The organism is Allohahella sp. A8, from assembly GCF_047946665.1.
In the GTDB taxonomy this organism is placed as follows: Bacteria; Pseudomonadota; Gammaproteobacteria; order Pseudomonadales; family Oleiphilaceae; genus Allohahella.
The window spans coordinates 598,735-625,452 of record NZ_CP172312.1; the positions used below are offsets into that span (position 1 = coordinate 598,735).

At 55.2% G+C, this 26,718-nt stretch carries 23 protein-coding genes; 14 read left to right on the plus strand and 9 right to left on the minus strand.

Going from position 1 to position 26,718, the window contains the following annotated elements; translation table 11 throughout:
* The first annotated feature begins 26 nt into the window (after window positions 1-26).
* Complete coding sequence (locus ACH3PB_RS02755; RefSeq protein ID WP_416397960.1) at window positions 27-1,094, plus strand: App1 family protein; 1,068 nt, start codon at window positions 27-29, stop codon at window positions 1,092-1,094.
* Between the two features lie 99 nt (window positions 1,095-1,193).
* On the opposite strand, the gene ACH3PB_RS02760 is transcribed toward ACH3PB_RS02755, so the two are convergent.
* On the minus strand, window positions 1,194-1,700 hold the full coding sequence (locus ACH3PB_RS02760) for a hypothetical protein (RefSeq protein ID WP_416397961.1): 507 nt from the start codon (window positions 1,698-1,700) through the stop codon (window positions 1,194-1,196).
* A 391-nt stretch (window positions 1,701-2,091) separates the two neighbouring features.
* Between ACH3PB_RS02760 and ACH3PB_RS02765 the strand changes: the two genes are divergently transcribed.
* The 7 genes from ACH3PB_RS02765 (at window position 2,092) to ACH3PB_RS02795 (ending at window position 6,119) form a co-directional block, all read left to right on the plus strand.
* Window positions 2,092-2,898: an NPP1 family protein gene (locus ACH3PB_RS02765; protein WP_416397962.1), complete on the plus strand. Its 807-nt coding sequence runs from the start codon at window positions 2,092-2,094 to the stop codon at window positions 2,896-2,898.
* Between the two features lie 152 nt (window positions 2,899-3,050).
* Entirely contained in the window at window positions 3,051-3,509 is a 459-nt protein-coding gene (locus tag ACH3PB_RS02770; protein ID WP_416397963.1) for a hypothetical protein, read from the plus strand.
* A 64-nt stretch (window positions 3,510-3,573) separates the two neighbouring features.
* Window positions 3,574-3,825, plus strand: a complete 252-nt coding sequence (locus ACH3PB_RS02775) for a YciI family protein (protein WP_416397964.1) — start codon at window positions 3,574-3,576, stop codon at window positions 3,823-3,825.
* Entirely contained in the window at window positions 3,826-4,245 is a 420-nt protein-coding gene (locus ACH3PB_RS02780) for a MerR family transcriptional regulator (RefSeq protein WP_416397965.1), read from the plus strand.
* Window positions 4,246-4,299: 54 nt separating this feature from the next.
* On the plus strand, window positions 4,300-4,878 hold the full coding sequence (locus tag ACH3PB_RS02785) for an NAD(P)H-dependent oxidoreductase (protein ID WP_416397966.1): 579 nt from the start codon (window positions 4,300-4,302) through the stop codon (window positions 4,876-4,878).
* 7 nt (window positions 4,879-4,885) lie between these two features.
* Window positions 4,886-5,338, plus strand: coding sequence for a DUF6194 family protein (locus tag ACH3PB_RS02790; protein ID WP_416397967.1), 453 nt, complete (start codon window positions 4,886-4,888; stop codon window positions 5,336-5,338).
* Between the two features lie 244 nt (window positions 5,339-5,582).
* Window positions 5,583-6,119 carry a VF530 family DNA-binding protein gene (locus tag ACH3PB_RS02795; RefSeq protein WP_416397968.1) on the plus strand — a complete coding sequence of 179 codons (537 nt, stop codon included), beginning with the start codon at window positions 5,583-5,585 and terminating at the stop codon, window positions 6,117-6,119.
* 496 nt (window positions 6,120-6,615) lie between these two features.
* Here the strand turns inward: ACH3PB_RS02795 and ACH3PB_RS02800 are convergent, their stop codons facing one another.
* Both ACH3PB_RS02800 and ACH3PB_RS02805 read right to left on the minus strand, forming a co-directional pair.
* On the minus strand, window positions 6,616-9,909 hold the full coding sequence (locus ACH3PB_RS02800) for an immunoglobulin-like domain-containing protein (protein ID WP_416397969.1): 3,294 nt from the start codon (window positions 9,907-9,909) through the stop codon (window positions 6,616-6,618).
* A gap of 291 nt (window positions 9,910-10,200) precedes the next feature.
* The gene (locus ACH3PB_RS02805) at window positions 10,201-10,431 is read right to left on the minus strand and encodes a hypothetical protein (protein ID WP_416397970.1); all 231 of its coding nucleotides are present in this window, start codon (window positions 10,429-10,431) and stop codon (window positions 10,201-10,203) included.
* A 390-nt stretch (window positions 10,432-10,821) separates the two neighbouring features.
* On the opposite strand from ACH3PB_RS02805, the gene ACH3PB_RS02810 reads away from it, so the two are divergent.
* From ACH3PB_RS02810 to ACH3PB_RS02820, 3 genes are all read left to right on the plus strand, one after another.
* The gene (locus ACH3PB_RS02810; protein WP_416397971.1) at window positions 10,822-11,460 is read left to right on the plus strand and encodes an esterase/lipase family protein; all 639 of its coding nucleotides are present in this window, start codon (window positions 10,822-10,824) and stop codon (window positions 11,458-11,460) included.
* 120 nt (window positions 11,461-11,580) lie between these two features.
* Window positions 11,581-12,414 (plus strand): hypothetical protein, encoded by an 834-nt coding sequence (locus tag ACH3PB_RS02815; RefSeq protein ID WP_416397972.1) that lies wholly within the window; start codon window positions 11,581-11,583, stop codon window positions 12,412-12,414.
* Between the two features lie 7 nt (window positions 12,415-12,421).
* Window positions 12,422-13,375 (plus strand): lipase secretion chaperone, encoded by a 954-nt coding sequence (locus tag ACH3PB_RS02820; RefSeq protein WP_416397973.1) that lies wholly within the window; start codon window positions 12,422-12,424, stop codon window positions 13,373-13,375.
* A gap of 33 nt (window positions 13,376-13,408) precedes the next feature.
* Here the strand turns inward: ACH3PB_RS02820 and ACH3PB_RS02825 are convergent, their stop codons facing one another.
* The 5 genes from ACH3PB_RS02825 to ACH3PB_RS02845 form a co-directional block, all read right to left on the minus strand.
* Window positions 13,409-15,160 carry an ABC transporter ATP-binding protein gene (locus ACH3PB_RS02825; protein WP_416397974.1) on the minus strand — a complete coding sequence of 584 codons (1,752 nt, stop codon included), beginning with the start codon at window positions 15,158-15,160 and terminating at the stop codon, window positions 13,409-13,411.
* Between the two features lie 126 nt (window positions 15,161-15,286).
* Entirely contained in the window at window positions 15,287-16,510 is a 1,224-nt protein-coding gene (locus ACH3PB_RS02830) for a hypothetical protein (protein ID WP_416397975.1), read from the minus strand.
* Window positions 16,510-17,493: a hypothetical protein gene (locus tag ACH3PB_RS02835; RefSeq protein WP_416397976.1), complete on the minus strand. Its 984-nt coding sequence runs from the start codon at window positions 17,491-17,493 to the stop codon at window positions 16,510-16,512. Before ACH3PB_RS02835 ends, ACH3PB_RS02830 begins: the two co-directional genes overlap by 1 nt.
* A gap of 2 nt (window positions 17,494-17,495) precedes the next feature.
* Entirely contained in the window at window positions 17,496-18,488 is a 993-nt protein-coding gene (locus ACH3PB_RS02840; protein ID WP_416397977.1) for a hypothetical protein, read from the minus strand.
* 163 nt (window positions 18,489-18,651) lie between these two features.
* A complete protein-coding gene (locus tag ACH3PB_RS02845) occupies window positions 18,652-20,250 on the minus strand; it encodes a PQQ-dependent sugar dehydrogenase (protein WP_416397978.1) in 1,599 nt (532 codons plus the stop codon).
* A 170-nt stretch (window positions 20,251-20,420) separates the two neighbouring features.
* Between ACH3PB_RS02845 and ACH3PB_RS02850 the strand changes: the two genes are divergently transcribed.
* Both ACH3PB_RS02850 and ACH3PB_RS02855 read left to right on the plus strand, forming a co-directional pair.
* Window positions 20,421-21,884 carry an RICIN domain-containing protein gene (locus ACH3PB_RS02850; RefSeq protein ID WP_416397979.1) on the plus strand — a complete coding sequence of 488 codons (1,464 nt, stop codon included), beginning with the start codon at window positions 20,421-20,423 and terminating at the stop codon, window positions 21,882-21,884.
* A gap of 309 nt (window positions 21,885-22,193) precedes the next feature.
* On the plus strand, window positions 22,194-23,081 hold the full coding sequence (locus ACH3PB_RS02855) for a DMT family transporter (protein WP_416397980.1): 888 nt from the start codon (window positions 22,194-22,196) through the stop codon (window positions 23,079-23,081).
* An 81-nt stretch (window positions 23,082-23,162) separates the two neighbouring features.
* Here ACH3PB_RS02855 and ACH3PB_RS02860 read toward each other — a convergent pair whose 3' ends face one another.
* Window positions 23,163-24,881 carry an RICIN domain-containing protein gene (locus tag ACH3PB_RS02860; RefSeq protein WP_416397981.1) on the minus strand — a complete coding sequence of 573 codons (1,719 nt, stop codon included), beginning with the start codon at window positions 24,879-24,881 and terminating at the stop codon, window positions 23,163-23,165.
* Window positions 24,882-25,315: 434 nt separating this feature from the next.
* Here ACH3PB_RS02860 and ACH3PB_RS02865 point away from each other — a divergent pair, with 434 nt between their 5' ends.
* On the plus strand, window positions 25,316-26,683 hold the full coding sequence (locus ACH3PB_RS02865) for an alpha/beta fold hydrolase (RefSeq protein ID WP_416397982.1): 1,368 nt from the start codon (window positions 25,316-25,318) through the stop codon (window positions 26,681-26,683).
* Window positions 26,684-26,718: the final 35 nt, after the last annotated feature.

Here is a 26,718-nt window from a genome sequence, read left to right on the forward strand (position 1 = left end):
TGTGGTGGCGTAAACGGTTCCGAGACTTGTTGGTTGCCCTGCGCCGGGGGCTCCGTGTGCTCGCAGCGCCCGTCAAGGGAGACAGTGGTCGCGGTGGATTATTCATTCAGCCATACCTGGGTTATGGCTCCAGAGGCCGTGTATTCCTGATGGGACGGGTATTCCATCAGCCAGGCTTTGGTTCATCCTTGAACGAGCGCCGGCTGAAACGGGATCTGATCGACCTGCTCCGCAGGTTGCTGCGCAAGCCAATCGTAGGTGCTCGGGTCCGGGTGAAGTACAAGGATACTGCGACAGTGGTCGAAACAGATCGGCATGGTTTTTTCCGCGTGGATATGAAACTCGGAGCGATGCCTTCAGACGTCACCTGGCACTCTGTCGGCCTGTCGCTGGACGAGCCTGTCGATGAGCGTGCCACAACCACTGGACAATTCTTCACGCCAACACATACCGCTACCTACGGCGTTATTAGCGATATTGATGACACGGTTGTCTACACCGGTGTCGCCAATACGGCAAAGATGATGTGGCGTCTGTTTGCGATGGACTCGGATAGTCGGGTCATTTTTCCAGGCGTGCCCGAACTGTATCAGGGTTTCTATGGGGGGCGCAGCGGTGAGGACGGCAATCCCCTCGTGTATGTATCCCGAGCGCCCTGGAGCATCTATCAAGTGCTTGCGACCATGTTCCAGATGCATCAGATTCCGAATGGCCCCATTCTGATTTTGCGAGAGTGGGGTATGAAGCGAGGCAGCCTTCTGCCCAGGCGGGCTCGCGATCATAAGCTGGCCGCTATCCGCCATGTGCTCGATTTGTACGACACCATGCCATTCGTACTTGTGGGAGATTCCGGCCAGCATGATCCGGAAACCTATACCCGTATTGTGAAGGAGCATCCTGGGCGGATTCTTGCCATCTACATCCGCGATGTCAGCCTGGACCCCGCACGCTCAGAAGCTATTCTGAACCTGGCCCAGGAGGCGGGAATCGAGTGTGAGGTGATAAGTACTACGGATAGTGCCGAGATGGCCGAGCATGCGGCAGGGCAGGGGCTGATTTTGAAGCAGGCCCTGGAGGCTGTGCAGCGAGTTTGAAAGGCCCAATGGAGCTGGACACACCAGCCGCCAGGTGACTGCGTTATGAGCGTGCCACTGCTTCAGGCACGCTTATTCGGATGCTGAAATTTTGGAGCCTTAAAGCTCGATATTCAGTCGGTAGTTCTGGCCACTATTGTTATCCCAATAGGTCATGCCGTTGACTTCATATTGGACGGCATATTCTATGGTAACGCTTTGACCGCCGGCCCGAGTCTGGCCCGTCACGTAATTGGTCCAGCCCCCTATGTAGTATGAGTCGAGTCGCCCCAGGGGCGCGAACTCGGTTCCCCACACTTCGTAGCCGTTTGGCAGTTGGTACTTGTACTTCAGATCGGACACCTGAGAAGTCACCCAGGCGTCATCGGTCCAGAGAACACTGACTGCCTTCCGATACGCAATATTCTGAACAGTGACATCTAGCCAAAAACCTTTCTCCGCCCAGTATTCCGGGGTGGTGCCTGTCGATACATCCCAGCTGCCCTGGCCTCTGACTGCCACTTCTGCCGCAGAGCTGGTGCTGGAGAACCCAAAGAAAAGCGAGCACAGCAGTGCTGCCCCTAAAGCATTTCCTATACTGCTAGCGTCGGTCGTACGAGCCTTCATAAAATCTCCAATAATCCCAGTTGAGTGTCTAGACGCGTCCATTTGCTCTACTACTCATGTTCCAATGGAAGGCTATGTAGTTATATAACAACGTGCCTCATCGATCAATGCTTTGGTGTGGGCAAAATGCTGTCATTTTCAAAGGTTTAAGTGGGTTCTGATGTAATTATGCTACATTTCAGGCCGCTTCAAGGCAGGGGAGATCTTGCGGAGGCATTCAGTATGCAGCTTTGGCATCGTTGGCGTTTGGCACCAGGAATTCAGAACAGGTTCACAAATCGTTAGCCCGGCCCCATTCGGGGAGTAGTCTTTGCAAACCCCGCATGCCACGCTTCGAGCGTGCCTCAACCACAGCTTATCTACAAAAACAATAGATGATGGACATGCCAGCATGCTTGAAAAGACACCCTTGAAAGTTTCGATACTGACGACCTCCCTAACCTTGCTTATCACTTCCGGACTCGCCCACGCCAGCGACTTTGCGATGCTGGATGAAGCACTACCACCCAATGGCATAATCAACAACAAACAACCCGTCTTCGATTTTGATGGCGACGGTTGTTTGCCCAGCGCAGGCATTAGCCGCTGGGGTCAACAGAATCCGGGACTCAAGACCTCGGGGAGGATTACCGGTGATTGTCGTTCAGGCAACTTCCTCATCACCTCCAATACCGTGCACCGCTATGTGTGCAAGACAGCTGGTGGCAACCAGTATTGCGGCCACATCTATGCGCTGTACTTTGAAAAGGACCAGCTCTTCGACTGGTTCGGTGGCGGCCATCGGCATGACTGGGAGCACGCCGCGGTGTGGACAACCAACGGTGTGGTGACTCACGGCACGTATAGCTCGCACGGCAATCAGACGACAAAACCCGCGTCAGAACTGCCTTTCGAAAACGGTCACCTGAAGATCGTGTATCACAAGGATGGTGTTACCACGCACGCATTTCGCTTCGCGAAAAGTAACGAGTATGCAGAAAACCCTTACGGCTCATTCCTGACCCCGACCATCGTGAGTTGGTATCAGATGGTAGGGGATGGCCTGTCTAATCAGGACATGCGCTGGAGACTCAACAGCTTCGACTACGGCTCAGCGAATCTGCCGGTGAAGGACAGCAACTTTCTGAATAATATCAACAATGGAAAGCCGTCAAACTATCCCGTGTTTTCATCTGCCGATGTGAATGCCTCGAACTGACACATTTGATCAAAAGGCAGGGAAAGGGTAGCCACCGGCATTTCCGCCGGAGGCTACTGAAGTACAATTAGTGGCAGGCAACACCAAGCCTGCCACGCGCGCATGAATCTGATATTGTGAGCGGCGCACTCACAGCACTTTCAAGGAAGATCATGACCAAGCTACTGAAGATTTCGGCATTTGCACTCGTCTCCATTTTATCACTGCCCGCCTATTCGCAGGATAACACCCAGGTTTTTGCCAACTGTCTGGCTGACTCGCTTAACGGCAAGGAGCGCAAGGAGTTGGCAAAATGGATATACCTGTCAATGTCGGTTCACCCCACGCTGCAGTCATACTCCAAGTCGAGCGACGAAGACAGGGAACAGATCGATCAACGCATTGGGGAACTGGTAACCCGTCTGCTCACCGAGAATTGCCCGTCTGAGCTGCGTGCGGCCAACAAGACCGATTCACTGGCTATTCAACGCGGTTTCGAGTTTGTCGGGCAGGTGGCCATGCAGGAAATCATGACGAATAAGGCGACGGCCGAAGCCCTGGCGGGTTACGCGCGTTATATAGACCAGGAAAAGATAGCTGCGATCGCAACTGGTGAGGCGGCGAGCAAATAAGCTGCCCTATGCTGATGCACCAAATGCCGCGCCAGGGCGCGATAATTCGACTACAGGAGTTCTCATGCGATACCTGATTCTGGCGATGCGTACCGCCAAGTTTCAACAATCAGCCATTGAACCACACAAGGCCTACCTGGCTCAGCTCAAGCAGCAAGGTTTGCTGGAGCTGACCGGGCCATTCACCGACAAGTCCGGCGGCGCGTACCTCATCAGCGCAAAAGACCTCGAGTCGGCACGAGCGATTGCTTTCGAAGACCCGATTCACACGAGTGGTTCCTCTGTACTGACTGTTTATGAGTGGGATGCCGTGTAAATGCTCATTGGCGATCTCGCTAAACGGACCGGCGCCTCTCCAAAAGCTATTCGTCTCTATGAGGCTCGTGGGCTGCTTTCGCGCGTCAGCCGACAGGGCGCGTATCGCGTTTATACTGAGCAGCACTTCCAGCAGGTACGGTTGATTCGTCAAGCACAGGCTCTTGGTTTTAGCCTGTCCGAGTTTGGTTCGTTGGCCCATGAGCAAAGCGAGCCTGATTGGGAAAAGGTTCTGCAGCAGCTGGATGACAAGCGAGCGAGCATTCGTGAAGAGATGCGGTCACTGGCGCAGCTCGAAGCGCAGATTGCGCAGGTACAGATGGAGCTCCAAACCTGCCTTGTGGAAATGCCATCTCCGGATGTTGCTGCCTGCGAAGACACGAGGAGGCCAGCACTAGCAAGCCAGAGCAGACTCGCTTGACTCTGCCCCTAGGGGCAAGCCTTAGACTTCTCTGATTCTCAGAGGAGTTACGATATGAACAGCAAGCGTGTTCTGGTGGTGGCGCATCCGCCCAGCGGAAGCTTCGGCCACGCCCTGGCAGAAGCCTACGTGGCGGAAGCTGAACGAAAGGGCCACGAGGTGAGGGTGATCCGGCTGGATCAACTCATCTTCGATCCCGTCCTGCGTATGGGTTACAGGATGGTTCAGGCCCTTGAACCAGATCTGCAGTCCTCACAGACGGATATTCTTTGGGCTGAGCACCTGGTGTTTGTCTATCCCGTCTGGTGGGGCAGCATTCCCGCCTTGATGAAGGGCTTCCTTGATCGCACGTTCCTGCCAGGTTTTGCATTCAAATATATGCCGGGCAAAATGTTTCCAAAACAGTTGCTGAAGGGCCGTTCCGCCCATTTGTTGATTACCATGGATACGCCGCCGTGGTATTTTCAGTGGGCTTATCGTGCACCGGCAACACATCAGATGAAGAAGACGACGCTGGAGTTCTGTGGCGTTCGGCCGGTCCGCACGCTGGCGGTCGGGCCTGTACTCAACTCGACCGCAGCGAAGAGAGAGGCCTGGTTGAACAAGGCTCGTCGTCTCGCAGCAAGGATTTAAAAGCAAAGTGCAGCAATCGGAAATCTCAAAGCTCATTCTCGAGCAATATCAAGGCCTCGTTGCGGTAGACGCCTGGGGCGAACAATCGTTTTTCTATAACCCCGAAGGTCGTCTTCCGCGGGGCGTCTATTTCGCAACGCTCAAGAGCAAGGATGGCGATAACGACAAGGCATCTCAACTCGGACGCGTCGGTGTTTTCCGCTTCAATTTCGGTATCAGTAAGTCTGCATACGAAAAAGTGCTCGGCGCGAGACCTGCGAGACCCGCTGCTGGTGGGGTGGTGGACACAGGCCATGATTTCACTCAACTGAATACGCTCATGCCTCATCCGGTATACGGATGGATGGCCTGGGTATGCGTTCTCAATCCAGACCTGGCGATGTGGCAGCATTTACAGCCACTGCTGAACGAATCGTACGGGCTGGCTGTCGAGAAATACACAAAGCGTGTGAAGGACTGAGTAGAACACCATGGCAGTCGGCATCGCGCTTTCGCGGTGGGTGCGTTCTACGGCGTCATTGGCGCTGGTCTAGGCACCCTGGCGCCTGGTAGAACGATCCACCAATGGGTCTTTGGCTAACAAGCTCAGTAGGCCGACTCGATCTTCGAAACGTCGATCAGCAGACTGCAAATCGACAGCAACAGAAAAATAATCTCGGAGGGGGGTATAATGCCGAAACACTCTTACGGGCGCTGGACACTGCATGACTGACGACATCAACTATCAGAATAACCCGCTGCACGGCGTCAGCCTGAAAACGCTAGTGACCGAACTGGTCGACCACTATGGGTATGAGATTCTTTACGCCTACCTCGAGATCAATTCGTTCAAGAACAAGCCCAGCATTGATTCCAGCGTGAAGTTCCTCAAGAAGACCGATTGGGCGCGAGAAAAGGTGGAGGCATTCTACCTGTACCAATTCAAGAATCTGCCACGGGCGTCTGCAGAGCAATTCGAGCTGCCGCCTAGAGACCGCATCGTGCCGGAGAATCAGAAACCTGGCGAGCCAGCGCATCTGAGCCTTGAAGATGCAGAACGTCTGCGTGAAAAGCGTGCTAAAAAAGCTGCCGAACGGCGGGAAAGTGCCGGCGGCCGGCCTCGTTCCGATTCAAGAACGGGTTCAGGATCAGGCAAGACTTACGGTACTCGAAAAGGTCAGAACGAAACAGGCAGTGGTCCAAAAACGTCAATGCCTGGGAACGTCGATCCGTGGGCTCACTGGCGGGGCAAGTCAAGCTGACTTCTTCAATGGCCCAGCTGCGATAGTTAGTATGGATAGTTCTGCAGGTATATGAAAGAGCAGAAAGTATCTCGGGGAAAAAAAATCACGAAGCTTATTGTAGTGTTAGCCATTGCTTTGAGTGGGTGTGCGACTACTAAAACAGTGAGCGTGGGGAAGGACGCTGAAATCGGGAGCAGGTACTGGAACAGCGAAACACACTGCGGGTCAATACCTCGGATCTATAGCGGAATCGGACACAACGCATACTTCGGGTTGTTTGGGGGCAATATCAGAGTGGTAGAAAGCGAAAGATAGTGTCGTAACACTCAAACCTATTGAGGCAGCCTCCAAAAGTGTTTGCGCCTAACGCCGCTGCGCGAATGCTTGTGACGCCCGTGAGTGTCTCTCCAGCCCAGGTGGTTGGCGAAGAGGCACTGCCGCCTATCGGCCGATAGATGGTCGTGGATCGATGCAAGAGGCGAGATGAAGACAGCCTCACCATCGCAAAATAGGTCTACCGGACCCTGCTCCAGGGGCCCCTAGGCCAGGTAATTTGTCCCCAATCGATCAAGTCTTGAATCACAGATTCCCCCACGCCGATCTTTCTCAACTCGAGAATGACCCGGTAGGTATTGCGACCTTGATACGCCCCCAGATCAAAGGTGCAGACGCCAGAGCATGCAGAGAAATTCGTGCTGTTGCGGTCCTGTACTTTCCTGTTCTGAGTAGCGCCTGCCCAGTTCTGCGCCGTGGCGTTGTTGGCATCTTCGACGAAGTCCTCGACCATGGCTTGTGCCAGTCTACCCCAGAGCGGCTGACCCACACTGGACTGGGTTTCAGTGTTGGTCCGATTGCGCCCCGTGCCATAGTAGACATAGGGCTGCGCGGTGCGCAGATCCAATCCGGCTTCGATGCCATAGCGGCCACTGGTTTGCAGTTGCCGCTGTTTGATCATGGTCGCCCAGAAGCGGTAACCCTGGTCGATGTCTGAGTACTGCTGTAGCAGCTCGACATGACTATAGGTGTAAGCAAAATGCGAGGGCATGGTTAGACGATAGCCTGGGTTGAGGATCATGTTCAGGTGATACCACGCGTTGCTCTCCAGAATGCCCAGCATTTCGTTCTGGCTGAAATACTTCCGGCCCCCACCGACGCCGGTAAAGTGCGGCGGACGGTCGAAGAGATTGCGACCGTCGGCGACCCAGCCACGGGCTTCGCTGGCGTTGATGCAGCGACCACCTGAGCAGACTGATCTGGTCATGGTCCGGGATTCCACTTCGAGGTCATTGCTATGAATCACCTCCCACATCTTGACCGAGGCCCAGGCCGTGAGGCCGCGCTTGGCATGCTCAAGGTTCTTCAAAGAACCGGGATTGATGCTTGTGCAGTTGCTGGAAGTGACCGCAGGAGACGGCAAACGCAGAGCACTCAGCACGGCGCCGTTCAGCCCCCGCATGGGTTCGCCATTGTTCAGACCCGACGTGGAGCAGGTCAGGTCGCGACGCAACCAGCTTTTGATGTCGGCGGAGAAACCACCCAGGGTTGCGGGGTTCGGATTAGCCGTCGCATCGTCGTAGATCTTCTCGTAGTAGGGCATGCCCATATTTCTGCCATTGGCGTCGGACCGGATGGCTGACGCCGAGGTGTTGAAGGCATCATCCGGGTGGATGATTGGCAACCACTGGTTCCATTCCGGCATCGGGATGTTGATCGGCAACTCTCTCAGGTTCAGCGTGCGATAGCGGTCCACCACAGCGCGAACCGCATCGAGGGATGTTCCACGAGGAAACAGGTAGGGTGCCATATCGCTATCGCGATCAAGAACGGCATCGAGGCCGGCACCGGCCGCCCATTCGTAGGCTGGTTGGCTATCGAGCTCAAGCCCAGGCTGATAAGCAGGGTTCCAGGGACGGGCCTGATCGACGACAGGGATGTCCAGTTGACGGATATAGGACGCGACAAGTTCGCCTTCTGTTTGCGTCAGACCATGAAATTTGGATCGTTCGATGATCGACTGGTTCGAGAAGTTGAAATACTTGAGATCGCGCCCATCACTGGCGTGACAATCCGCACAAGAGGCCTGAAGCTTGCCGGTGACAGCACCCTGACCATTGCCTCGACCATCGAGGCTATCGACCCAGGGATCATAGAGTCTGTTGCGCTGCTTCCAGAGGCTGGCACCTTTTGCGATATCTCCGGAAGAACTGCGTGGAGCGCTCCAATCGGCGGGATCGTCCTGCACGAAGTCATCGTCGAGCAGGACTTTTCTGGAAAAGCTGCCATTTTCCAGCAGGTTCAGTTCCAGGATTCTGAAGCCGATGCTGGGCGCTTCGGCGTCCAGGTGTTCAAAGATCAGTGTGTTGCGGCCAGTTCTAAGCCCACTGACAGGCACCATTAAACGTACGGTGCGGAAGCCACCGCCTATGCCGCCGTAATCCGCCTCGCCACCAATGATCCTGATTTGTCCGTTACCATACACGCGCCCGTTTTCAGCAAAATGTTTCAACGGAATTGCGGATCCGCCGTTGACTCGTACTGTCGCTTTCGTCTTTGAAGTATTCCTGTCAAGAGCAATATCGTGATAACCACAGGCGTTACAACGCAGGTACAGGTGGCTGATGCTGGAAACGTCATTGAGTTCGAAGCTGACACTCTTTCTCGTTCCAGCCGGTCCCAGTACTTCGATTGGTAATCTGACCCCATCATCGCTGCCCCCGTTATCACCGCCGCCCCCGTTACTGGTCACGCTAACCGTGCGGGTCACGGTAGTAGCCGCATTGCCCGCTGCGTCTCTCACGTCATAGCGCAACGTACTGGTGCCAAGGGCGCCGGTATTGACTGTGCCGGAGACCTGTATGCGGCGACTGATATCGCCATCCAGGTCATCTGATGCCGTCGCGCCCGGATCGCTGAAGGCGCTGCCCTGATTCAGGACAATACTGGCACTACCATTGAGGCTGATGACGGGCCTGGTGGTGTCCGCAGGAGGCTGGTCTTTACCTGTTGACCAGATAGCGGTGCCCGACGTGTTTCTAAGCACCAGATTACCATCGGCCTGCATGGCCAGCCTGACGCCGCCTCTGCCATTCGTACCGCTTGACCAGACTGTGCTGCCCGCTGCATTTCTCAATACGAGATTGCCGTCGCCTTGCAGTATGAAACGGGCGGCACCCTTGCCATTGGTGCCGGTGGACCAGAGTGCCGAACCGGTACCCGCATTGCGCAATACGAGATTGCCATCGCCCTGCAGGATGAGGAAATGTGAACCATCAGATGAGGTCAGCCGTTGTTCGGCAACAAGGGTTTGGCCAGAGAGCAGGGTGTCGCCGAAGGTATCGTCAGCTCGATCGAGCAGCTCGACGTCTATGCTGTCGAGATTCGGCCCGCCTGCGCTGCTATTGGCCTGAATGCGAACGGTATTACTGCCAGCGCGCAGGTCTACCGTCATGGTATCCGTCCTCCAGCTTGTCCAGCCTCCGGTTTGGTTGAACAACAGGTTGCCGCGATTGGCGCCGTTGATGATGGCCGCCGCTTGCCGGGGGCTGCCCCCGCCGTTGGCAAAACGCAGGGTCAGCTCATATCGGCCATCAGTGGCGACCCTGATGTTGTTCCACTCCATCCACGAACCGTTGCCGCCGAAGTCGACATAGCCGGAGCCGATATAGCCGACGTGTGTGGACGCTCTGCCGATAGCGCTCGCTGCACTGTAGCCTTCAGCCTGAAAGAGCACACCCGCCTCTACGGCACCCACGCTCACACTTATGATGAGCGCAAGCGACACTCGACTAACCCAGCGCTTAAATCTCATGTACGCTTTCCTTCTTTATCTGTTGAACTGCCTCAATCATTCATTACTCAAAAAAGAAAGACATGAACGATCTGAGGATCGTTGCAACAATGTGACGGAGTTACATCTGTCTCTGCAGCGATTTGTGATCGTTGCCGTTTTGCCAGTTAGCTTGGTGGGGCTGGGGAGCCGGTGGTTATGGCGGCGTATCGGCTTCCACCGCGAGGCAACTGCGGCGCGCAATGAATCGGTAGCTGCAGTCTCCCCGACAACGGCCGATCCACCGATGGACATCCCCGCCGTCGTTGCGGCTCATTCCGGCTGGTGAGCTTGCTGCGCTGACTGATGACGAAGATCAAAGCACGAGTTTTTCGCGCGGCATTGCGAAGGCTTCGTCCAGATTCCATGGCCTAATGCGCTGGCGTCACCATTCACGCTACCAGGTGAGTGCGACTTGGGTGACTCGATCAAAACGTCCATCGGGTTCGTAGTGAGCGCAATCGAGCCGTAGCGACTGAGATCGACTCGCCAAGACCGCGCCATGTCTAGTTCCTTGCTATACAGCTCGTCCGTTCTTGTCGCAGTAAAATAATGGCTAGTGCGCGAACCATTGTTCGCAAATATTGGAATGCCGCTGCCAAGGGTGCCTATTGGCGAGATCGGCGATCATGAGGACTTACTGGCCTGAACTGGGAAAAGTTGCAGGGTCTGTAAAAGGATTGTTGCTTTGACCGGTACTTCAGGGACAATTCCGACGTTGTGACGCCTGTCACGGTTTTGGCCAGTTCCCCCATTCGGGGAGTAGCTTGAAAAGTAGCCGTTGGTCTAATTTTGATCAGGCGGAAGGTTTCGTGATCGGTTTCCCGTTTACAGACCTCCGCAGTGCACACTGAGCTAGTCTTCGAACAATAAATATAAGAAAGGATAACCCCTATGAAATACTCCGTTAGAAAATCATCCCTGCTGGCTTTACTGGCATCAGTCCTTTTTACCGGTGCTGCCCACGCAGCCTGCAATGCAAGTCCCATCGTCTTTATCCACGGCTATTCCGGCTGGAAATCCCAGTTCGACGTCATGATCAATCGCTTCAAGGACGACGGTACGCCAGCTTGTGCACTCTACAAGTTTGGCTACAACAGCCTGGGCCAGAGCAACAAGACCAGCGCCAAGGAACTCAGATCCTTCATCAATAACATCAGGCCCAATCATGGCAACCGTCAGGCCAAGATCATCGCCCATTCCAATGGCGGCCTGGTTTCGCGCTGGTACCGTGTGTTTGAAGGTGGAAGCTCAGCGACCGATCGACTCGTCACACTGGGAACGCCACACAAGGGCACCTCCTGGGCCTATGCCTGCTTCAGTCCTGCGTGCTCGGAGATGCGTTACAACTCGTCATTTCTGCAGTCACTTGCTGGACGTGGCTGTGATGTCTCCCTGTGGTCAGCCCTCGACGAAATCGTTATTCCGCAGACCAACGCCCAGTGTGGCAACAGCCGCCGGACATCAAGTGTGGGCCATCTCACGCTGATGGTCTGGAAAGACGTCTACAACGACGTTAGACGCTATCTATAAATACTGATGCGCTCTGCTCAGTGTGATGCAGGATAGGGATTCCTGGGTGAGCAAGTCAGTCAGCTGACTTGCTCATTTTCGTTTAATGTGATGAAGGTTCCTTTCCAGTCGAGACGATGAATGAAAAGTCCATTATTGATGCTGTTTTTCGCTGCCCTGGTGATGTCTGTTAATACCACCCATGCTCAGGAGGATCTTGCTCGTAGCAAAGCCGTAGAAAACGATCCGGATGTCTTCGCTACAGTAAACGGCACACCATTGGGTCTGAATCTTTACCATTTCCTCTTGGGCTCCCGAGAGCAGGAAAGTCTTGAACGACAGGCTCAGGATGAGGGATTCGATGCCGCAATGAATCGCCAGCAAACCGCAAAGGATCTGGTGATGACCGAAGTTCTGGCACAACAGGCCACCCGACTCGGTATGCATGAAACAGAACTGGTCAAAGTCGAGATGGCGATGGCTGAGAAGACTCTCCTCGCACAACTTTTCGTAAAACAGCTGATGGATTCGATCGAAATCGACGAAGCCGAGATTCGAAAATATTACGAACAACAACAGGACCAGGCCATGTATCGCTTCATGATCTGGCGCACGCCAGAAGAGGCCAAGGCTCGGACTGTCTTGAAAGCACTAAAGGCCGGTCGCGAGGTAGACCTTAGCGATGTTATAGAGACACCCTGGTTGCGAGATGTCGATATTGCACCGGAAGTGAATGCACTGGTGCGCGGGCTCGCCCCAAACGATTTTGCGGAACGACCCGTTTTCCAGGATGGCTTCTGGAAGCTTGTGCAGGTCATCGACAAGAACGTCATGGCGAAGCAAAGCTATGATGAAGAACGGGAAATCATCAAGGCCGAGTTGGCGCGGCTCAAACTGGACGAGAAGCTGGAAAGCCTTGCTGAGCAGGCATCTATCGTTTTCAATGAGCAGCACATTTCCCAACAGGTGAATTGAGCGGACGATGCCAACGAACAACCAGTCCAGGAACAAGATCCTCGGCGCTGTAGTGCTCCTGCTTGGACTGACCTTGGCTTTGTTTCTCGCCTATTATTTTTCTGCCTCGGTTGACGGCGTTGCGTTAGAGGAAAGCCCAGCCGCAGATGTGTCTCAACCTGCAGAACCAACTGGTCTCGAGAGGGCAGAGGGTGGAGAGCCGATGAAGGCGCCTGATGCACCTCTTCCCATGGCTGACCAACAAGAGAGTGACGCACTCGGGGCAGAAGCGAATGCGCCTGCGCCAGCTGATTCGCGGCTACAGAAGGCCGAGCTCGATCATCTCAACGATGTGTTTCTGAATAGTGTGTATCCTTCCTTCCAGGATGGCTTTCAGCTGGATCGTGATGGTCGTGCGGCTATCGACGTGTTCGTTGCCAGCATGCCGGACAATCTCGGGGATCAAGATCTGGATGCCATCTCTGCCATTATCAAGGCGCAGCTTCCAGCTGCTGAGGCCGAGGAGCTCGCGTTTATCATAACCCAGCTCTACAGGCTGGAGCAGGAAGAAGCTCGGCTCATGAGCGAGGAGCCGGTCGCAACCATGGCAGACCAACTGGAGGCCCAGCAGAAACTTTCACGGCTACGTGAAGAGCGATTTGGACCCGAGCTGGCTGCCTTGCTCTTTTCGCCGTCGGATGATACCGCTGAACCGCTCGTATCCAACGACTCAGGCGCCGCGGGAAAAGCACAGGCTCTGCCGGAAGCGCAGGAACAACAGCAGGCTGAACTTGCCGGTATCGAAGACGAATGGGAGGCGCGATACCAGAAATTTCTTTCTGACAAGCAGGTCATCAGCGAAGCGGGCCTGGACCAGAGTGAAAAAGACAGACAGATCGAAGACCTTTTGCGGCAGCACTACCCTCCGCAGGAAGTCGAGGCTGCAAGGGCGTATGATCAGGCGAAGAGTGAGCAGCGTTAGGCGCCGCCAACTTCCTTTTACTTGAGCTGTCCGCTACTCGGTTTTGGAGCGGGCCATCATCTCCCGGAAATGGTCGTTTCTTCCTACGAGCTCCCTGTAAGAGCCAATATCTTCCAGCTCGCCAGCGGCCATGAGTATGATCTTGTCAGACATCTTGATGGACGCGGGTCTGTGCGAAATGACAAGGATGACCAGATCCTTCTTCAGGGCGTTCAGTGTCGTCATCAGCTTGTGCTCCGACTCCATGTCCAGGGCACTGGTCGGTTCGTCCAGTACGAGCAGGTCAGTTTGCTTGTAGAGTGCTCTGGCGATGCCGATGCGTTGGCGTTGGCCGCCACTCAGCAGCTTCCCATCCTGACCGAGATCTGAGTAGATACCTTGAGGTAATTTATCCACAAATTCATCGGCATTGGCGAGCGTCAGGGCCTTTCTGACTCGCTTCATATCTATCTCGCTCTCCGGCACACCGAAGGCGACGTTATTAACCACGTTGTCGTCAAGGATGAATATGGTCTGGGCCACATAGCCGACTTTTGCGCGGAAAGACGCGAGATCTGCGTTGGTGAGCACCTCATCGTTGACGAGTAGTTTACCGGAGTGCAGTTTGAGCAGCCCGAGTATGACATCAGCAAGCGTGGACTTGCCCGAGCCGGAGTGACCAACCAGGGAGTAGATTTCGCCGCGACGCAAGGTCAGCGAGACGTCACGTATAGCAGGGGCACTCGTAGCGTTGTAGAAGAAATTGGCACCAGACAGTCCCACCTGTTCAATTCGCATCGGTTTCAGCGGTTTGGTGCTTTCAGCCGACTCGTCGGGCGTCGCATCCAGACTCTCTTTCACCACATCGGCTACTGTACCGTGTCCGCTCAGGCTTGCGATGGACTTATAGATTTGCTGCATCGTAGGGAGCAGTTTGTAGCCTGCGAGCGCATAGATGCTCAGGATTGGTACCACCGAACGAATGTCATCCTGTGTCGTAAGGAGAACGAGGGCCAGGATGAGAATTGCGCCGAATGAAATGGATTCGATAATGAACTGTGGTAATGATCCGGACAACGCGATAAAGGCTTGAGAGTTCAGACCTTTGACATTGATCGAGTTATAGCGATCGATGTAGCGGTGTTCTATGGCGTCCAGTTTGACATCTTTGATCCCGATAAAAGATTCCGACAGAATGCTTTGTACCTGTGTATTTCTCTCCGAAATTATCGAGCCGTGATGCGATAACTTCTTCCGCAAGACGATATACGTGAGCAGGTATGAGCCACCTATGAGCGATCCGGCCAGGACTGCGAGGAGGGGATTCAGAATCAACAGCCCAATAAGGATGATACTTGCTATGAAAAGCTGGCTTGTCAGAACCAGGAACGGCTGGAAAAGCATGTAGACGAGTCTGGGCACCTGTGACGAAACCACCGCAATTCTTCGGTTGTAGTTTCCGGTCTTGTGGAACAGATAATCCTGGAACAGGAAATTTCTGTAGATCTTTTGCTGAAGACTGCTGCCGAGCGCCACTGAGAATCGCAAGGTCAACCACATGGTGAGGGCTGCTACAGCGTTGGATAACAGAATCATGACGAGCGATCCGAGCGCGACCGCCATTATGAATAGAAGATCGGTCTCGAAACCCAGATACTGATAAATGGCAGAGAGAATGTCGTTACTGTGAATGATGTCCGGGTTGGATAGAATCGCGATAAATGGCCCTATACTCGCAATGCCTATAACCTGGAAAAAAGCGGCAATAAGAAAGACGAACTGTAGAGCAATACATTTTCTCTTCATTCGACTGTCGAGGACAGACAGGATGGTTTTGATAACCTTCAATATATACATCAATACACTCTAGGATAATCTGCTTTCGGTATCTCGCCCACGTGACCAGGCGGCGTGGCATGTTCAGGGCTACCTTCAGGTGCTTTTCAACTCGAGGACATACACTTCGCGCTTACCCGATTGTAGGGAAGTCACCACAACCTGACGTCCGTTCGCAGAAAGAGAGGGATGCAGATCGCATCGAAAGGGGCCTTTGGCCGGTTGATGCCCTGTAAACGTCGCAATAGTCTGGTGGCTGTTCTGGCGACGGTTCCAGACTATGAGATCAATCTGCTCCCTGTACGGAGTATCGAAAATGAATTGGTCATTATTGTCCGGAAAATGGCGCATATGCACATTAGCCTGTATCAGCTCCGGCGCGAGTTGCTCCAGGATACTACCCTTTGGGCTTGTGTCGTGCGCGAGGCGAAGCCCGTCGCGTTGCCAGAAGTACAAGTGACTGTCGTCGAGCCAGATAACGTGGGAGGTACCCTGGGCTAACAACCTGAGATCACGGCCATCGAGCTTACAGGTCAGACTCACGCCTTGTTGGTCATTCCAGGGGCCACCTATGTTTCGCCAGCGCAGCTTGACGGTAAAGCGGCTTCGGTCGGGTGAGAACTTGGCATGATTGAACCAGAAGTGGTAGCGCTTGAGCGCTCTCTTCAAACGGCTCTTGAGGGGGGTATGAGCCTGAAGAAATCTGACTGCTTCAGCGAGGCTCAGAACAAGTCGACGCTCGCCGCTGACCATATCCATAGACCAGACGCCGTCGTCGGATGGCGCCCGGACCAAACTGACAGCGCCAGCGCGGGCTGCATAGCCATACCCTGGCCGAAGCCGTTCAAGCCTGGTCATGTCGAGGGAAAGCGCCGTCTTTCCGTCTGGCGTGACGGCATAGACCTGGCCTGGCAACTGCCGACTTGTGCCAGTTACGGTGTCCATGATCTGAGCCACAATCTCTGGTGAGGCCTGGTCCGTCGCATCCCTTCTCGCGTTCCAGACGACCTGCCTGGTGGTACCGATCCACTGTGTCATTGGTCCCTGCTGCCATGACCACGCCCGACTCTCGCCGATCGGTGTCCAGTTGTCGCTGGATGCCTCGGCGTCAATATTCAGAAGCCCGATTTCCACACGGTCCTCAACGTTCGGTTGTCGGCCACTGAAAAACAGCCGGTGAGCAACGACCTGCGAACCAGATGCGTCAATGACAGGAATATCGTAGTAGGCATGACTGGTGCCGGCCGATTCAGGCGGAGAATGACTCAGACGTCGTACTGCCCAGTTTTCAGATTCTGTCTCATTGCCGGACCCGGACATCAGATAGTCACCTCTTCATCACCCAGAAAGTCGAATCGGGATCGTAGCTCCCTTACAGCCTGCTTCTGGGACTCGCTCCACTGGAGCTTCGTCCTGGTCCTGGATCTCCCCGGCGGATGCACTGCGGCGCTTGCAGCCTGCAGCCAACGCTCATTGGCTTCGAGACCGAGGAAGCTTGCTATCCTTTCCAAACCTTGCCGTGGCGAGGCCGTGAACGCGTCATAGTCGATGACCAGCCAATCGTCCTGCGGAATGGCGCGCTGCATCTCAGCGATGCCCTCACAAAGGCTACGATAGTCGTCGATCATTTCATCCGAAACTGCTGTCGGCAGTGTGCCATCCGACTGCGCCTGGGCTATGGATTCAGATGCAGATCTGCCTTCGAGGCTTGCCTGAATTCTGAGCCGGTCGTAATGACCGCCTCGTCTCAAGGTCATAGTGGCGATGTTGTCTTCGGGGGCTCTGATCACCAGCAACCAAAGCGGCTTCGGAACCCCACTCTTGAGGAAACGCTGGAGCAGGCCCGGCGTTCTTGCGCACCAGCGCACCGCCCAGTCGCCTTTTTTGTCACCGATGACCAGTGGTGGTCCAGTCTCATCCGACTCAGCTTCAGAGTCATAGTCGATGGCGTAACTATATCCGTTCCACCATCTGCCATTGGCAGCGAATGATGACGCGTTCTGATCGATGAGTCGGGCTACGGAGCGATATGACATACCCGCACGAAAGAGACCCATGGCATCGAGTTCATGAGAAATGCGAGCCGAAGGGTGGGCATCTATAAGTGCACCGACCAGTGAATGTCCGGAGCGGGGGAAGCCGAGAAATTGTGCGAACCGCCTGACTTCATTCGGTTTCACTGAACCACTTCGATGAAGCAGACTGTCCAGTTGCAACTTCCAGAGCGGGCGTGAGTGATGCCTCCGCGACGATCGACCATCAAAGATCGGCGTCGAGTGCAGATAGTTCCATTGCCGTAACATAGCTAAATTCGCCTTTGTAGAAAGTTGAGGCGTTGTTTTCTCGCGAGGAAGTATCTGAGCCGTGCCTGCAGTCGCAGCAATAGGCTCAGGGTGCGCCAATTTGCTCTGAACCCGAAGGCTTTTGAACGCACGGCGACATCCTCAGGTCGTATCCGGCCATGCGTGTCGAGATACCTCGTCAATTTGCCACCTTCTTCGAGGCCGGCCGGGCTGACCCCGGGGGTGGCCATTCGCCGCTCGTAGGTAGCCTTCCGCGTCGAGGTCCACTTGTAGTGGTCCACACGGAAGGGATAGCTGAACCTGAAAGCGGGGCTGCTCGTCTGGGGGAAAGTGGCGAGTCTGGCGCCAACGAGAAAACGTCCTGCTTCTCCATCGCGCCACGGATTATGCCCACCGCGTCCAGGGAGCACATTGTACGAATGAAGCATCAGTTTGGTTGTACTGTCGACACCATGATGTTTCCCACAGCCAATGAGCGCGAGCTGCACTTCGGCTTCGACGGGAAACTGCTGCGAGAGTTCAGGTCTGGAGTCGACCTCGATCAGTTCGCCGTTCTCCGCCAGGCGATCGACGAGCACGCCCTGGACGCTGTTAAAGTCCTTGCGCTGACAGTAGCTACAGATTTCGGTCAAGGGCGCTGGATAGTGGTGGTGTTCATCCACGTCGGCGTTCAACACCCAGTCTCCAGGGCGTACAACGTCAAGTTGCAGTGAGCGACGCTGCTGCCACATGACATCGCTGGTGTAGTCCCCAATCCACTCCCGCACATCGCTTACGCCGAACGTTGCCAGGATTTCCTTCGCGGTGGCCAGTCGAGGGGATGCAGCATCGGTCGTATTCAATAGTATATGTATATTGCCAGGCAGGATTCCGAGATCCAGATAGTGGCGAAGAAAATGTGGGAGATGGACCAGTTCGAGTTCCACACCGATGCAGGTCAGCAGCCTGATCATGGTCGGGTCCACTGAAGGGGAGGTGTCTCTGGCAGATGGCATTCGTATCGTCCTTGATGGGGGCGCAGTTTAACAACCGGGGCGCTTGGTTTCCAGCGGCTTGGCGTGCAAAGCACTAAGCGAATCAATCTGATGCAGCGGGGATGAGTGTCGGCCCCCGGCACGTGTGGCGTCAGTTCCTTGATCAGCAAATCGACAATCCGTTCTACTTGCCTGGCCTGACAGCTCGTAGCAGCCGACCATCGGGCGCATCAGTCAGTAAGTAGACGGCGCCATCGGGACCTGTTCTGACATCCCTGATGCGCTCATTCAACTCCTCGAACAGGGGTGTCTGCTCAACTGGTTGGCCATCTACAAGCTTTACGCGATGGACGCGCCTGGTCACCAGTGCCCCAACGAGCAGCGTGTCTTGCCATTCTGGAAACATCTCGCCCCGATAAAACGTCATACCAGATGGCGCGATCGACGGGGTCCAGTGAAGAACGGGCTGAACGGTGCCTGGGTATGCCTGATAGGGCGTTACGCGTGCCCATGTATAGTCCAGTCCATGTGTGGCAATGGGCCAGCCATAGTTTTCACCAGGCCGGATGAGATTGATCTCATCGCCGCCGCGGGGACCATGTTCATGGGCAAAGAGTCGGCTACCGGACTCGTCATAGATCAGACCTTGGACGTTGCGATGACCATAGCTGTATATCTCTGGCCTGATGCCGGGCTGGCCTATGAAGGGATTGTTCTCAGGCGCACTGCCATCCGGGTTGAGGCGGAAGATGCTGCCTAGGTGGTTCGCGGGATTTTGTGCCTGCTCACGATAGTCGAATCCATCGCCAAAAGTCAGGATCAAGGTGTCGTCCGGCAGCCAGGCCATTCGGCCACCAAAATGCGCTGCACCGGCTTTGGCAGGTTGAGTGCGGAAGATTTCCTCCACTTCCACCAGCTCAGTCTTTTCCGCCTGATTCCCCGACAGCCGACCTCGCGCCAGGCAGAGGTGATTCGCCTCGACATCGCCGCAGGCGTAGCTGAGAAACACGTACTGGCTTTGAGCGAAGTCCTTCGCAGCTAACACTTCCAGTAACCCGGTCTGACCTTGGGCGAATATCCGTGACGGTAGTCCTTCAACAGGTTTCGCCATGAGCTTGTCATCAGCACTGATTACCCGCAGACGCCCTGGTCGTTCGGTCACAAGTTTACGACCGTCAGGGAGAAATGCCACTGACCACGGGTGCACCAGACCTTCAGCCACGGTCTCAAGCTCATAAGTCTTCTCAGCCCGTACGTCAGCCGACAACATCAGGCTGGAGAGTGAAAACAGACCGATCAGAGGAAGAGCCGCAGAGGCATTAGAGCGCAAACGGCTTCCGGCGAGCAGTCCACTAAAAGTCCATCCCGCCAGCGCCGCGCTCGCGGCCATGGCCAACATGCCCATTGTGCTTCTAGTGGCGGCGATGAAGGTTGGCATAGGCGCCAGGGCGTCCACCAGCCGCACCGCAGCCCATAAGCCGAGGGCAGCTCCGAGCGCACACAGTAAGCTTGTCCAGCGCCTTCCGGCACGCTTTGCCAAGGCAACAGCAAATGCCTGAGATATTGCAAGGCTGACGCCGAGGATGGCGCCGTAAATGGGGCCGAAATGCACCAGGTCCTGCATTGTCACCACCAGCCGAGTGGTCGAATCAAAGTCAGCGCCAAGGCGGCTGAGCGACAGCAGATTGAGCTGCGTCTGAATGATACTGCCGAGTATTGTCCCCAGCAGTAGCGCGACCACATAGGCAAAAACAACCTTGGGCCAGCGCCTACGATGCGTCATGTGAACACCTCTTATGCAGTCGAGCAGTTGTGGAGTTGTGACGCCTTACTCCCGGACTGTCTGAACAAGATCTCAAAGCTACGCTTCTAAACCAGAAATCCAACCACCACAGCGAATCTTCGAGGCATTATTGAGCCCTGAACACAAACTCATGATATCGGAGAAGCGCTATGAAGTGCCGCATTGTACGAGTCGCCTGGCTCGCGGGATTCATGACGATCGTCGGTCAGCTGCCTGCCACCGCCTATGGCTATGGGGCTAACGCTGAAGTAACACGCAACAGCAATGGCAGCTGGCTGTCACGAGTCGATGGCGGCACGGTGTATCAGGGTGGCCGATATTTCGATGCGGTGAATGCCGCTATCAACAGCATGGGGCCAGGCACCATCAATATCCGCAACTCAGGCAACAGTGGCCCGGATGGTGGCAGAATTCATGCAATTCGCCCACAGCCTAACCAGACGCTGGACTTCCATGGGCACCAGATTCACGCCAGTGGCGGAGATCTCATTGTACCGATCTACTGTGACCGCCGCGATAACATTACCGTGAAGAACCTGCGGGTTACCGGCAGTCCGCGCTACGGTGTGTGGTTCCGAGGCTGCTCGGATGTGGTTCTCGAGAATGTCTCCATGGATCTGAGTGCCCACAGTTATGTCGGACTCGGTATTCGTGTCGACGCCTCGACTGGCCCAGCCAACAATCTGGTTATTCGTGGCCGTACGGTGATCAATGGTAGCCATGGGCATGGTATCGAGACCTATGGCGTGGATGGCTTTACCATTGGCGATGTGCAGATCAACAATTCCGGTGGGGCCGGCTTGCTTCTGAATGACTCCCGCAACGGCACGGTCGGTCGGATCGTTGGCGACCGCAATAACAGGGGCGGTGGCTATGCCACCTTCCGTGTAGCGAATACGAACGGGCCCAACGTGCATGTGCAGAGTGTCCGCTCTCGCAACTCCGGTCGCGGGTTCTTCAGTGTCAGTGGTAGCCATGGCACCACGATAGAACAGGTGGACATTGCAGATTCGACCTCCCAGGGGATCTTCCTTGAGGATGCCAGGGATACCTATGTGTTGTCAGGCTCCGTAGCCTATGGCCGACCAAACTGTCAGTTGGTTCGTACGGCATCATCCAGCGTGCAGGTAGCTGGCTGTGAGTCTCTTGGCGGAGGTCCTCCTGTTCGACCCGATCAGATTCATGGGACTTACCGAATTGCGCCAGTGCACAGCGGTATGGCACTGGACGTGGCTCAATGCGGTCGCACTAACGGCGTCAATATCCAGCAGTGGGACTGGCTCGATAACAGCTGCCAGAAATTTGAAATACAGCCTGTCGAGGGTGAATGGCATAGCATCGCCTCGGTGAACGCTGATGGGAAAGTGCTCGATGTGGCTGGTGCCTCGATGGAAGACGCGGCGAATGTCTTGCTCTGGGGCTTCACGGGCGGCGCCAATCAGCAGTTCCGTTTCCAATCAGCTGGTGCTGAGCGGTGGCGGATTGTTAGTCGACATAGTGGGCAATGTTTGGATGTCTCAGCCCGATCACGGGAGAATGGTGCCAACCTCGTACAGTGGCCTTGCACGGCAAACAGCGAAAACCAGATGTTTCGACTTATTCGCGCGGACTGAAGGCGAGCCTGCGGCAGGCCAGGGACACGCAGCCAGCTTTGGTGATGGCGCGTGTTTTGGCCGCACCAGGTGCCAGGTCATCGCCTTCAATATCTTCGTCCACTGTCAGCGGCGTCCTTCACGATCGGTTTCATTAGATACTGACTCACCCGGGTGACTGTCGGCTATCGTATGCCTGAGGTAGATGCCTGACATAAAGGACCCGCGTCCCATGACTTTCTTGCAACTCATTACGGCACTGTTGCCTGTCCTGGCGGTATTCCTGCTGCTTGTCGGCTTCGGCGCGGGCTTGAACGGGGCGGAGCTCTCGTGAAGTCATCCCGTAAGAAGGCGAGCCTCGGTATCATCTTCGTGATTCTTGCAGCGCTCATCTGGGGCCTGGCAGGCGGCATCGGCGGGATGCTGATTGACGATGGCTGGGACCCCTTCATGGTGTCTTTCTGTCGAGGGGCTATCGGGCTTCTTGTCGTTCTCGCCTGGCTCGCTATGCGTTCTGAGAACAGTGGATTGACGAGTAGCCGATTATGGCTCTGGTCATCGGTTGCCGGGCTGGGCGTGGCCGGTAATTTCAGCTTCTATTTTCTCAGCATCGCCAATGGCAGCGTCTCGGTTGCCGCGACACTCATGTACTGCGCCCCCGTATTCGTGTTCCTCGTCTCCTTCGCACTCAAACTTGAACGACCCGATTTGTTCAAGTGGTGTGCGATGGCGACTGTGATACTCGGTATCGTTCTACTGACAGGCGTCTATGAGGGTGGCGCTGGTGGCGTGACAGCCATCGGCGCCGTTGCCGGACTTTTATCCGGCTTGTGCTACGCGGTCTTCATATTCGGTTTCAAGTTTGCGGCACCACACGGGAGTCCGCAGGCCATCCTCTCCATCGCGTTATCGGTGCTCGCTGTCGTCCTTGTATGGCCTGCTGAGGCGGGGCAGGGCCTTAAAATACTAGAGACGCCGGCCTGGCCATGGTTCCTGGCACTGGGGGTGTTTGGTGCAGGCGTTTCGTTCATTCTTTATATTGTTGGTCTCAATCACACTGCGCCAGCGGTTGCTTCAATTGTGGCGATGGTTGAGCCGGTTACCGCTTCGTTATTCGGCGTCACCGTGTTGGGCGAGCACCTGGCACCCTTGCAGCTGCTGGGCATGGCGATAGTTTTGGTTACCGTGACGGCCTCGAGCGTTCGTTCAGGTAAATAGCCTTGGTCGGTCGCCAGCTCGGGACCGTTCAAGATTATCTTCGGCAGCCTCTCGCTAGCGCCAGAGAGGCTGCTTCAGCGTCTAGTTGCAGCTGCGATATACCCGCACCCAGTCTACCTCCATCTTCGCGGGGAAGATGCCCATATCAACGCCCTGCTGTCCGCCCCACATGCCACCAATAGCAACGTTAAGAATAAGGTGGAAGCGCTTGTCGAATGGCCATGTTGTCCAGCCCTGGCGGGGATTGGTGTAGGTGCCGTAGACGCGGCCGTCCATCATGAACTGGATGCGACTCTGGTTCCAGTCGACCGAATAGACGTGAAACTGATCCTGTACCGTCACGTTATTCTTCGTCGTTACCGTAAAGTTATTACCCAGCATATGGTTGCGACCGTTGGAATGGATCGAGCCATGGACGGTCCAGGGATCGAAGCCCACATTTTCCATGATGTCGATTTCGCCGCTATTCGGCCAGCCACCATATTCCGAATCACTCGGCATCATCCAGATCGCGGGCCAGGTGCCGCGGCCTTTCGGAAGCTTGGCACGGACCTCGATGCGGCCATTGAGCCAGTCACCTTTGCCATGACTCTTCAGTCTCGCCGACGAGATCTCATGACCGCCGAACCAATCGCGGCGTGCTTCAATCGTCAGGACACCATTACCGACGCGGGCATTTTCCGTGCGGTTGCCAGTGTAGTTCTGCCATTCATCGTTGACCCAGCCAGGACGCTGCACTTCGAAGCTCCACTTGCTGGGATCAGGCAGGCCGCTGTAGTTGAACTCATCTGACCACACCGTGGCCGCTGTACATGTGCCGCCACCCCCGCCTCCGGGTGTGCCAGTGACGCCCGCGACTCGCCATTTCTGGTTGGCCTGGCCCTGGTACTGATGCTGCTGAATGTTACCGCCGTCGTAAGCGGCCCAGTCAGCTACATCCACAACCTTGCCACTGTGCTTATTGCGTATCTGATACTCATTGTTGCCGACACTGATGAAGGAGAAGAGCTGGGCATCATTGCCGTTGTCACTCCACTGCTGAATGTTGGCGGTATTAGCGGTTGAAGCGCCAGCAACATCCAGCATATGACCGCTATGACGTGACTGAATTTTGTAATAGCCGTTGCCGGTATTGATCAGATTCCACTGCTGGTTCGCGCCGCCACCGTAGCCCCACTGGTGAATATTGGCGCCTGGCGATGTCGAAACATTGGCAACGTCGAGAGCCTTGCCGCTATGGACGGAGTCTATGCGCACAGTTCCCGAAAGATTGGTCGCCGCCCCGACCGGGATGATCTTCCACTTCTGATTATTGTGGTTGCCCCAGGTCCACTGATGTACGTTGGCGCCGTTGTTCTGATTCCAGGCCGCCACGTCGAGTACCTTGCCACTGGCAACACTCTCCAGACGATAGATACCCTTTTCCATTTCGACGATTCGGAACTTCTGGGCGTTGCCACCGTTATAGTTCGCCTGCTGAACATTAGCGCCGTCATGACCCGCGCCCCAGGCCACATCAAGATAGAGCCCACTGTTACGATTCTTCAGGAAGAAGACGCCGCTGCCGGCCGACTGCAGCTCCCACTGTTGATTGCCACCATTGCCGTAGGCCCACTGGTGCACGTTTGCACCTGCCGATCGAGCGTTATCGGCGACATCGAGCGCCTTGTCTGAATGGACGTTCACCAGGTAATAGCTACCGGTGAAGGTGGTGCCAGCAAGTGCGGGGAGACTGGTCGCTAAAACGAACAGGCCACCGCATACGAACTTGAAGGGGACCAGAAGTCTCTGGAACTGCATACCTTTCTCTCCTGTTTCTTATGGGCAGTGCGCAGCCTGCCGAAGGAGGTTGCCGCTGAAGCGAACTCTAGCGGACGAACTCTAGCGGACGAACTTCAGCGGCGTCATCGTCGGAACCGACGAGGAGTAGGCGCGTCGTCATTATTTCTTCGGATTGTGTGACGGGCGTCGGACTTAACTGGAGCTTGGGCGGAGACCCTTTAAATGGGCTTTATCTGAAACAAAAAGTAACAGGAGGTGTCGCAGTGTTACGACGGGTGACGCGTTCTGCGTTACCAGAAAGATCCTAAAACAATGTTAATGCTTGGGTTATGGGGCGTACATGCAGGGTTTGATTCTGGCACAATCAATGCTAGTGCTGGCCGAATGGCCTAGCGCGCCCAGAATGTCTGGTGAGCTGGCAAAACAACAATACGATTAAAAGGCAGTATCGTATGAAAATAACAAGCCTCACAGCTGCGAGCTGGCTTTGCTCCGCTTTTCTACTCTCCATCGTTCACTCTCAGGCTCACGCCGACAATGAATTTGTTGCCCAGCACAGCAACAAATGCATCGACGTCTCTGCAAACTCAAAATCAGATGGCGGTAACGTACATCAGTGGGAGTGCACTGGTCGCAGCAATCAGAAATGGCGTCTCGAGCCGACACGAGATGGCTATCACCGACTCGTAAGCGAACACAGTGGCAAGTGTCTCGACGTCAACAATCATGCAACCCACAACGGCGGTAACATCCATCAATGGAGCTGCACCGGCGCGCCCAATCAGAACTGGCATCTGGATTATGCTGGAGGTGGATTTTACCTGCTAAGATCCGAGCTAAGCGGAAAGTGCCTGGACGTTAACGGACCCTCCACCAATAACGGCGCGAACATCCATCAGTGGGATTGTCATGGTGGTCCAAATCAGCGCTTCAGAGTCAACAACTTCAATAACTATACCCAGACGCGCAACCCCATCGTGCTGGTGCACGGCGTCTCCGGCTTCAACAAGATTGGCGGATTCTTCAACTACTTCTTCACCATTCCTTATCAGCTGGAACGAAGTCACGCGACCGTTCGCATCGCCAGCGTTTCGGCATTCAACAGTTCCGAGCAGCGGGGCGAAGAGTTGTTGCAACAGATTTATGGCTGGGGCTTTCACAAGGTCAACCTGATCGGACATAGCCAGGGAGCGCCTACGGCACGATATGCAGCGGCCAAACGTCCTGATCTTGTCGCCTCTGTTACCTCCGTTAACGGGGTCAATAAAGGTTCGAGAGTCGCCGATGTGCTGCGGGGCATCATCCGACCGGGATCAAATTTCGAGGGCAACACGGCTGATTTAGTCAATCGAGTGGGCAAGATCGTCAACGTGCTGACCGGCTCTTGGCATGATCAGAATTCCCTTGCGGCGCTCATTTCCCTCTCCAGTCCCGAGATGATGAACGGCTTCAACCACAGGTATCCCAGAGGCATGAACAACTCGTCCTACTGTGCTGGTGGTGGAGAGCATGGTGCCTGGTCTCATGATCCCTGGGGTAGGGCGCACTACATCCGGTATTATTCCTGGACTGGTACGGCCCAGTCTACGCATTGGGCGGACATTACCGATCCCCTTCTGCACTTCACGGGCAAGGTCTTTGATCTACCGAACGATGGTATGGTGGATCGCTGCAGCGCAGCTTTCGGTCAAGTCATTCGCGATGACTATGACCTCAACCATGTGGATTCAATGAACCATCTGTTCGGGCTTCGAGGCTGGACTGATCCCGTAAGCGTGTACCGGCAGCATGCCAACCGTCTGAAGAATGATGGTCTGTAGCCAGTCGTCCTGATGCAAGCCAGCCCGGGAGGCTG

Excerpts from the sequence above, each read along its gene's own strand:
- ACH3PB_RS02760 (WP_416397961.1), bottom strand. The coding sequence starts at position 1,700 with ATGAAGGCTCGTACGACCGACGCTAGCAGTATAGGAAATGCTTTAGGG.
- ACH3PB_RS02765 (WP_416397962.1), top strand. The coding sequence starts at position 2,092 with ATGCTTGAAAAGACACCCTTGAAAGTTTCGATACTGACGACCTCCCTA.
- ACH3PB_RS02770 (WP_416397963.1), top strand. The coding sequence starts at position 3,051 with ATGACCAAGCTACTGAAGATTTCGGCATTTGCACTCGTCTCCATTTTA.
- ACH3PB_RS02775 (WP_416397964.1), top strand. The coding sequence starts at position 3,574 with ATGCGATACCTGATTCTGGCGATGCGTACCGCCAAGTTTCAACAATCA.
- ACH3PB_RS02780 (WP_416397965.1), top strand. The coding sequence starts at position 3,826 with ATGCTCATTGGCGATCTCGCTAAACGGACCGGCGCCTCTCCAAAAGCT.
- ACH3PB_RS02785 (WP_416397966.1), top strand. The coding sequence starts at position 4,300 with ATGAACAGCAAGCGTGTTCTGGTGGTGGCGCATCCGCCCAGCGGAAGC.
- ACH3PB_RS02795 (WP_416397968.1), top strand. The coding sequence starts at position 5,583 with ATGACTGACGACATCAACTATCAGAATAACCCGCTGCACGGCGTCAGC.
- ACH3PB_RS02800 (WP_416397969.1), bottom strand. The coding sequence starts at position 9,909 with ATGAGATTTAAGCGCTGGGTTAGTCGAGTGTCGCTTGCGCTCATCATA.
- ACH3PB_RS02805 (WP_416397970.1), bottom strand. The coding sequence starts at position 10,431 with ATGGCGCGGTCTTGGCGAGTCGATCTCAGTCGCTACGGCTCGATTGCG.
- ACH3PB_RS02810 (WP_416397971.1), top strand. The coding sequence starts at position 10,822 with ATGAAATACTCCGTTAGAAAATCATCCCTGCTGGCTTTACTGGCATCA.
- ACH3PB_RS02815 (WP_416397972.1), top strand. The coding sequence starts at position 11,581 with ATGAAAAGTCCATTATTGATGCTGTTTTTCGCTGCCCTGGTGATGTCT.
- ACH3PB_RS02820 (WP_416397973.1), top strand. The coding sequence starts at position 12,422 with ATGCCAACGAACAACCAGTCCAGGAACAAGATCCTCGGCGCTGTAGTG.
- ACH3PB_RS02825 (WP_416397974.1), bottom strand. The coding sequence starts at position 15,160 with ATGAAGAGAAAATGTATTGCTCTACAGTTCGTCTTTCTTATTGCCGCT.
- ACH3PB_RS02830 (WP_416397975.1), bottom strand. The coding sequence starts at position 16,510 with ATGTCCGGGTCCGGCAATGAGACAGAATCTGAAAACTGGGCAGTACGA.
- ACH3PB_RS02835 (WP_416397976.1), bottom strand. The coding sequence starts at position 17,493 with ATGTTACGGCAATGGAACTATCTGCACTCGACGCCGATCTTTGATGGT.
- ACH3PB_RS02840 (WP_416397977.1), bottom strand. The coding sequence starts at position 18,488 with ATGCCATCTGCCAGAGACACCTCCCCTTCAGTGGACCCGACCATGATC.
- ACH3PB_RS02845 (WP_416397978.1), bottom strand. The coding sequence starts at position 20,250 with ATGACGCATCGTAGGCGCTGGCCCAAGGTTGTTTTTGCCTATGTGGTC.
- ACH3PB_RS02850 (WP_416397979.1), top strand. The coding sequence starts at position 20,421 with ATGAAGTGCCGCATTGTACGAGTCGCCTGGCTCGCGGGATTCATGACG.
- ACH3PB_RS02860 (WP_416397981.1), bottom strand. The coding sequence starts at position 24,881 with ATGCAGTTCCAGAGACTTCTGGTCCCCTTCAAGTTCGTATGCGGTGGC.
- ACH3PB_RS02865 (WP_416397982.1), top strand. The coding sequence starts at position 25,316 with ATGAAAATAACAAGCCTCACAGCTGCGAGCTGGCTTTGCTCCGCTTTT.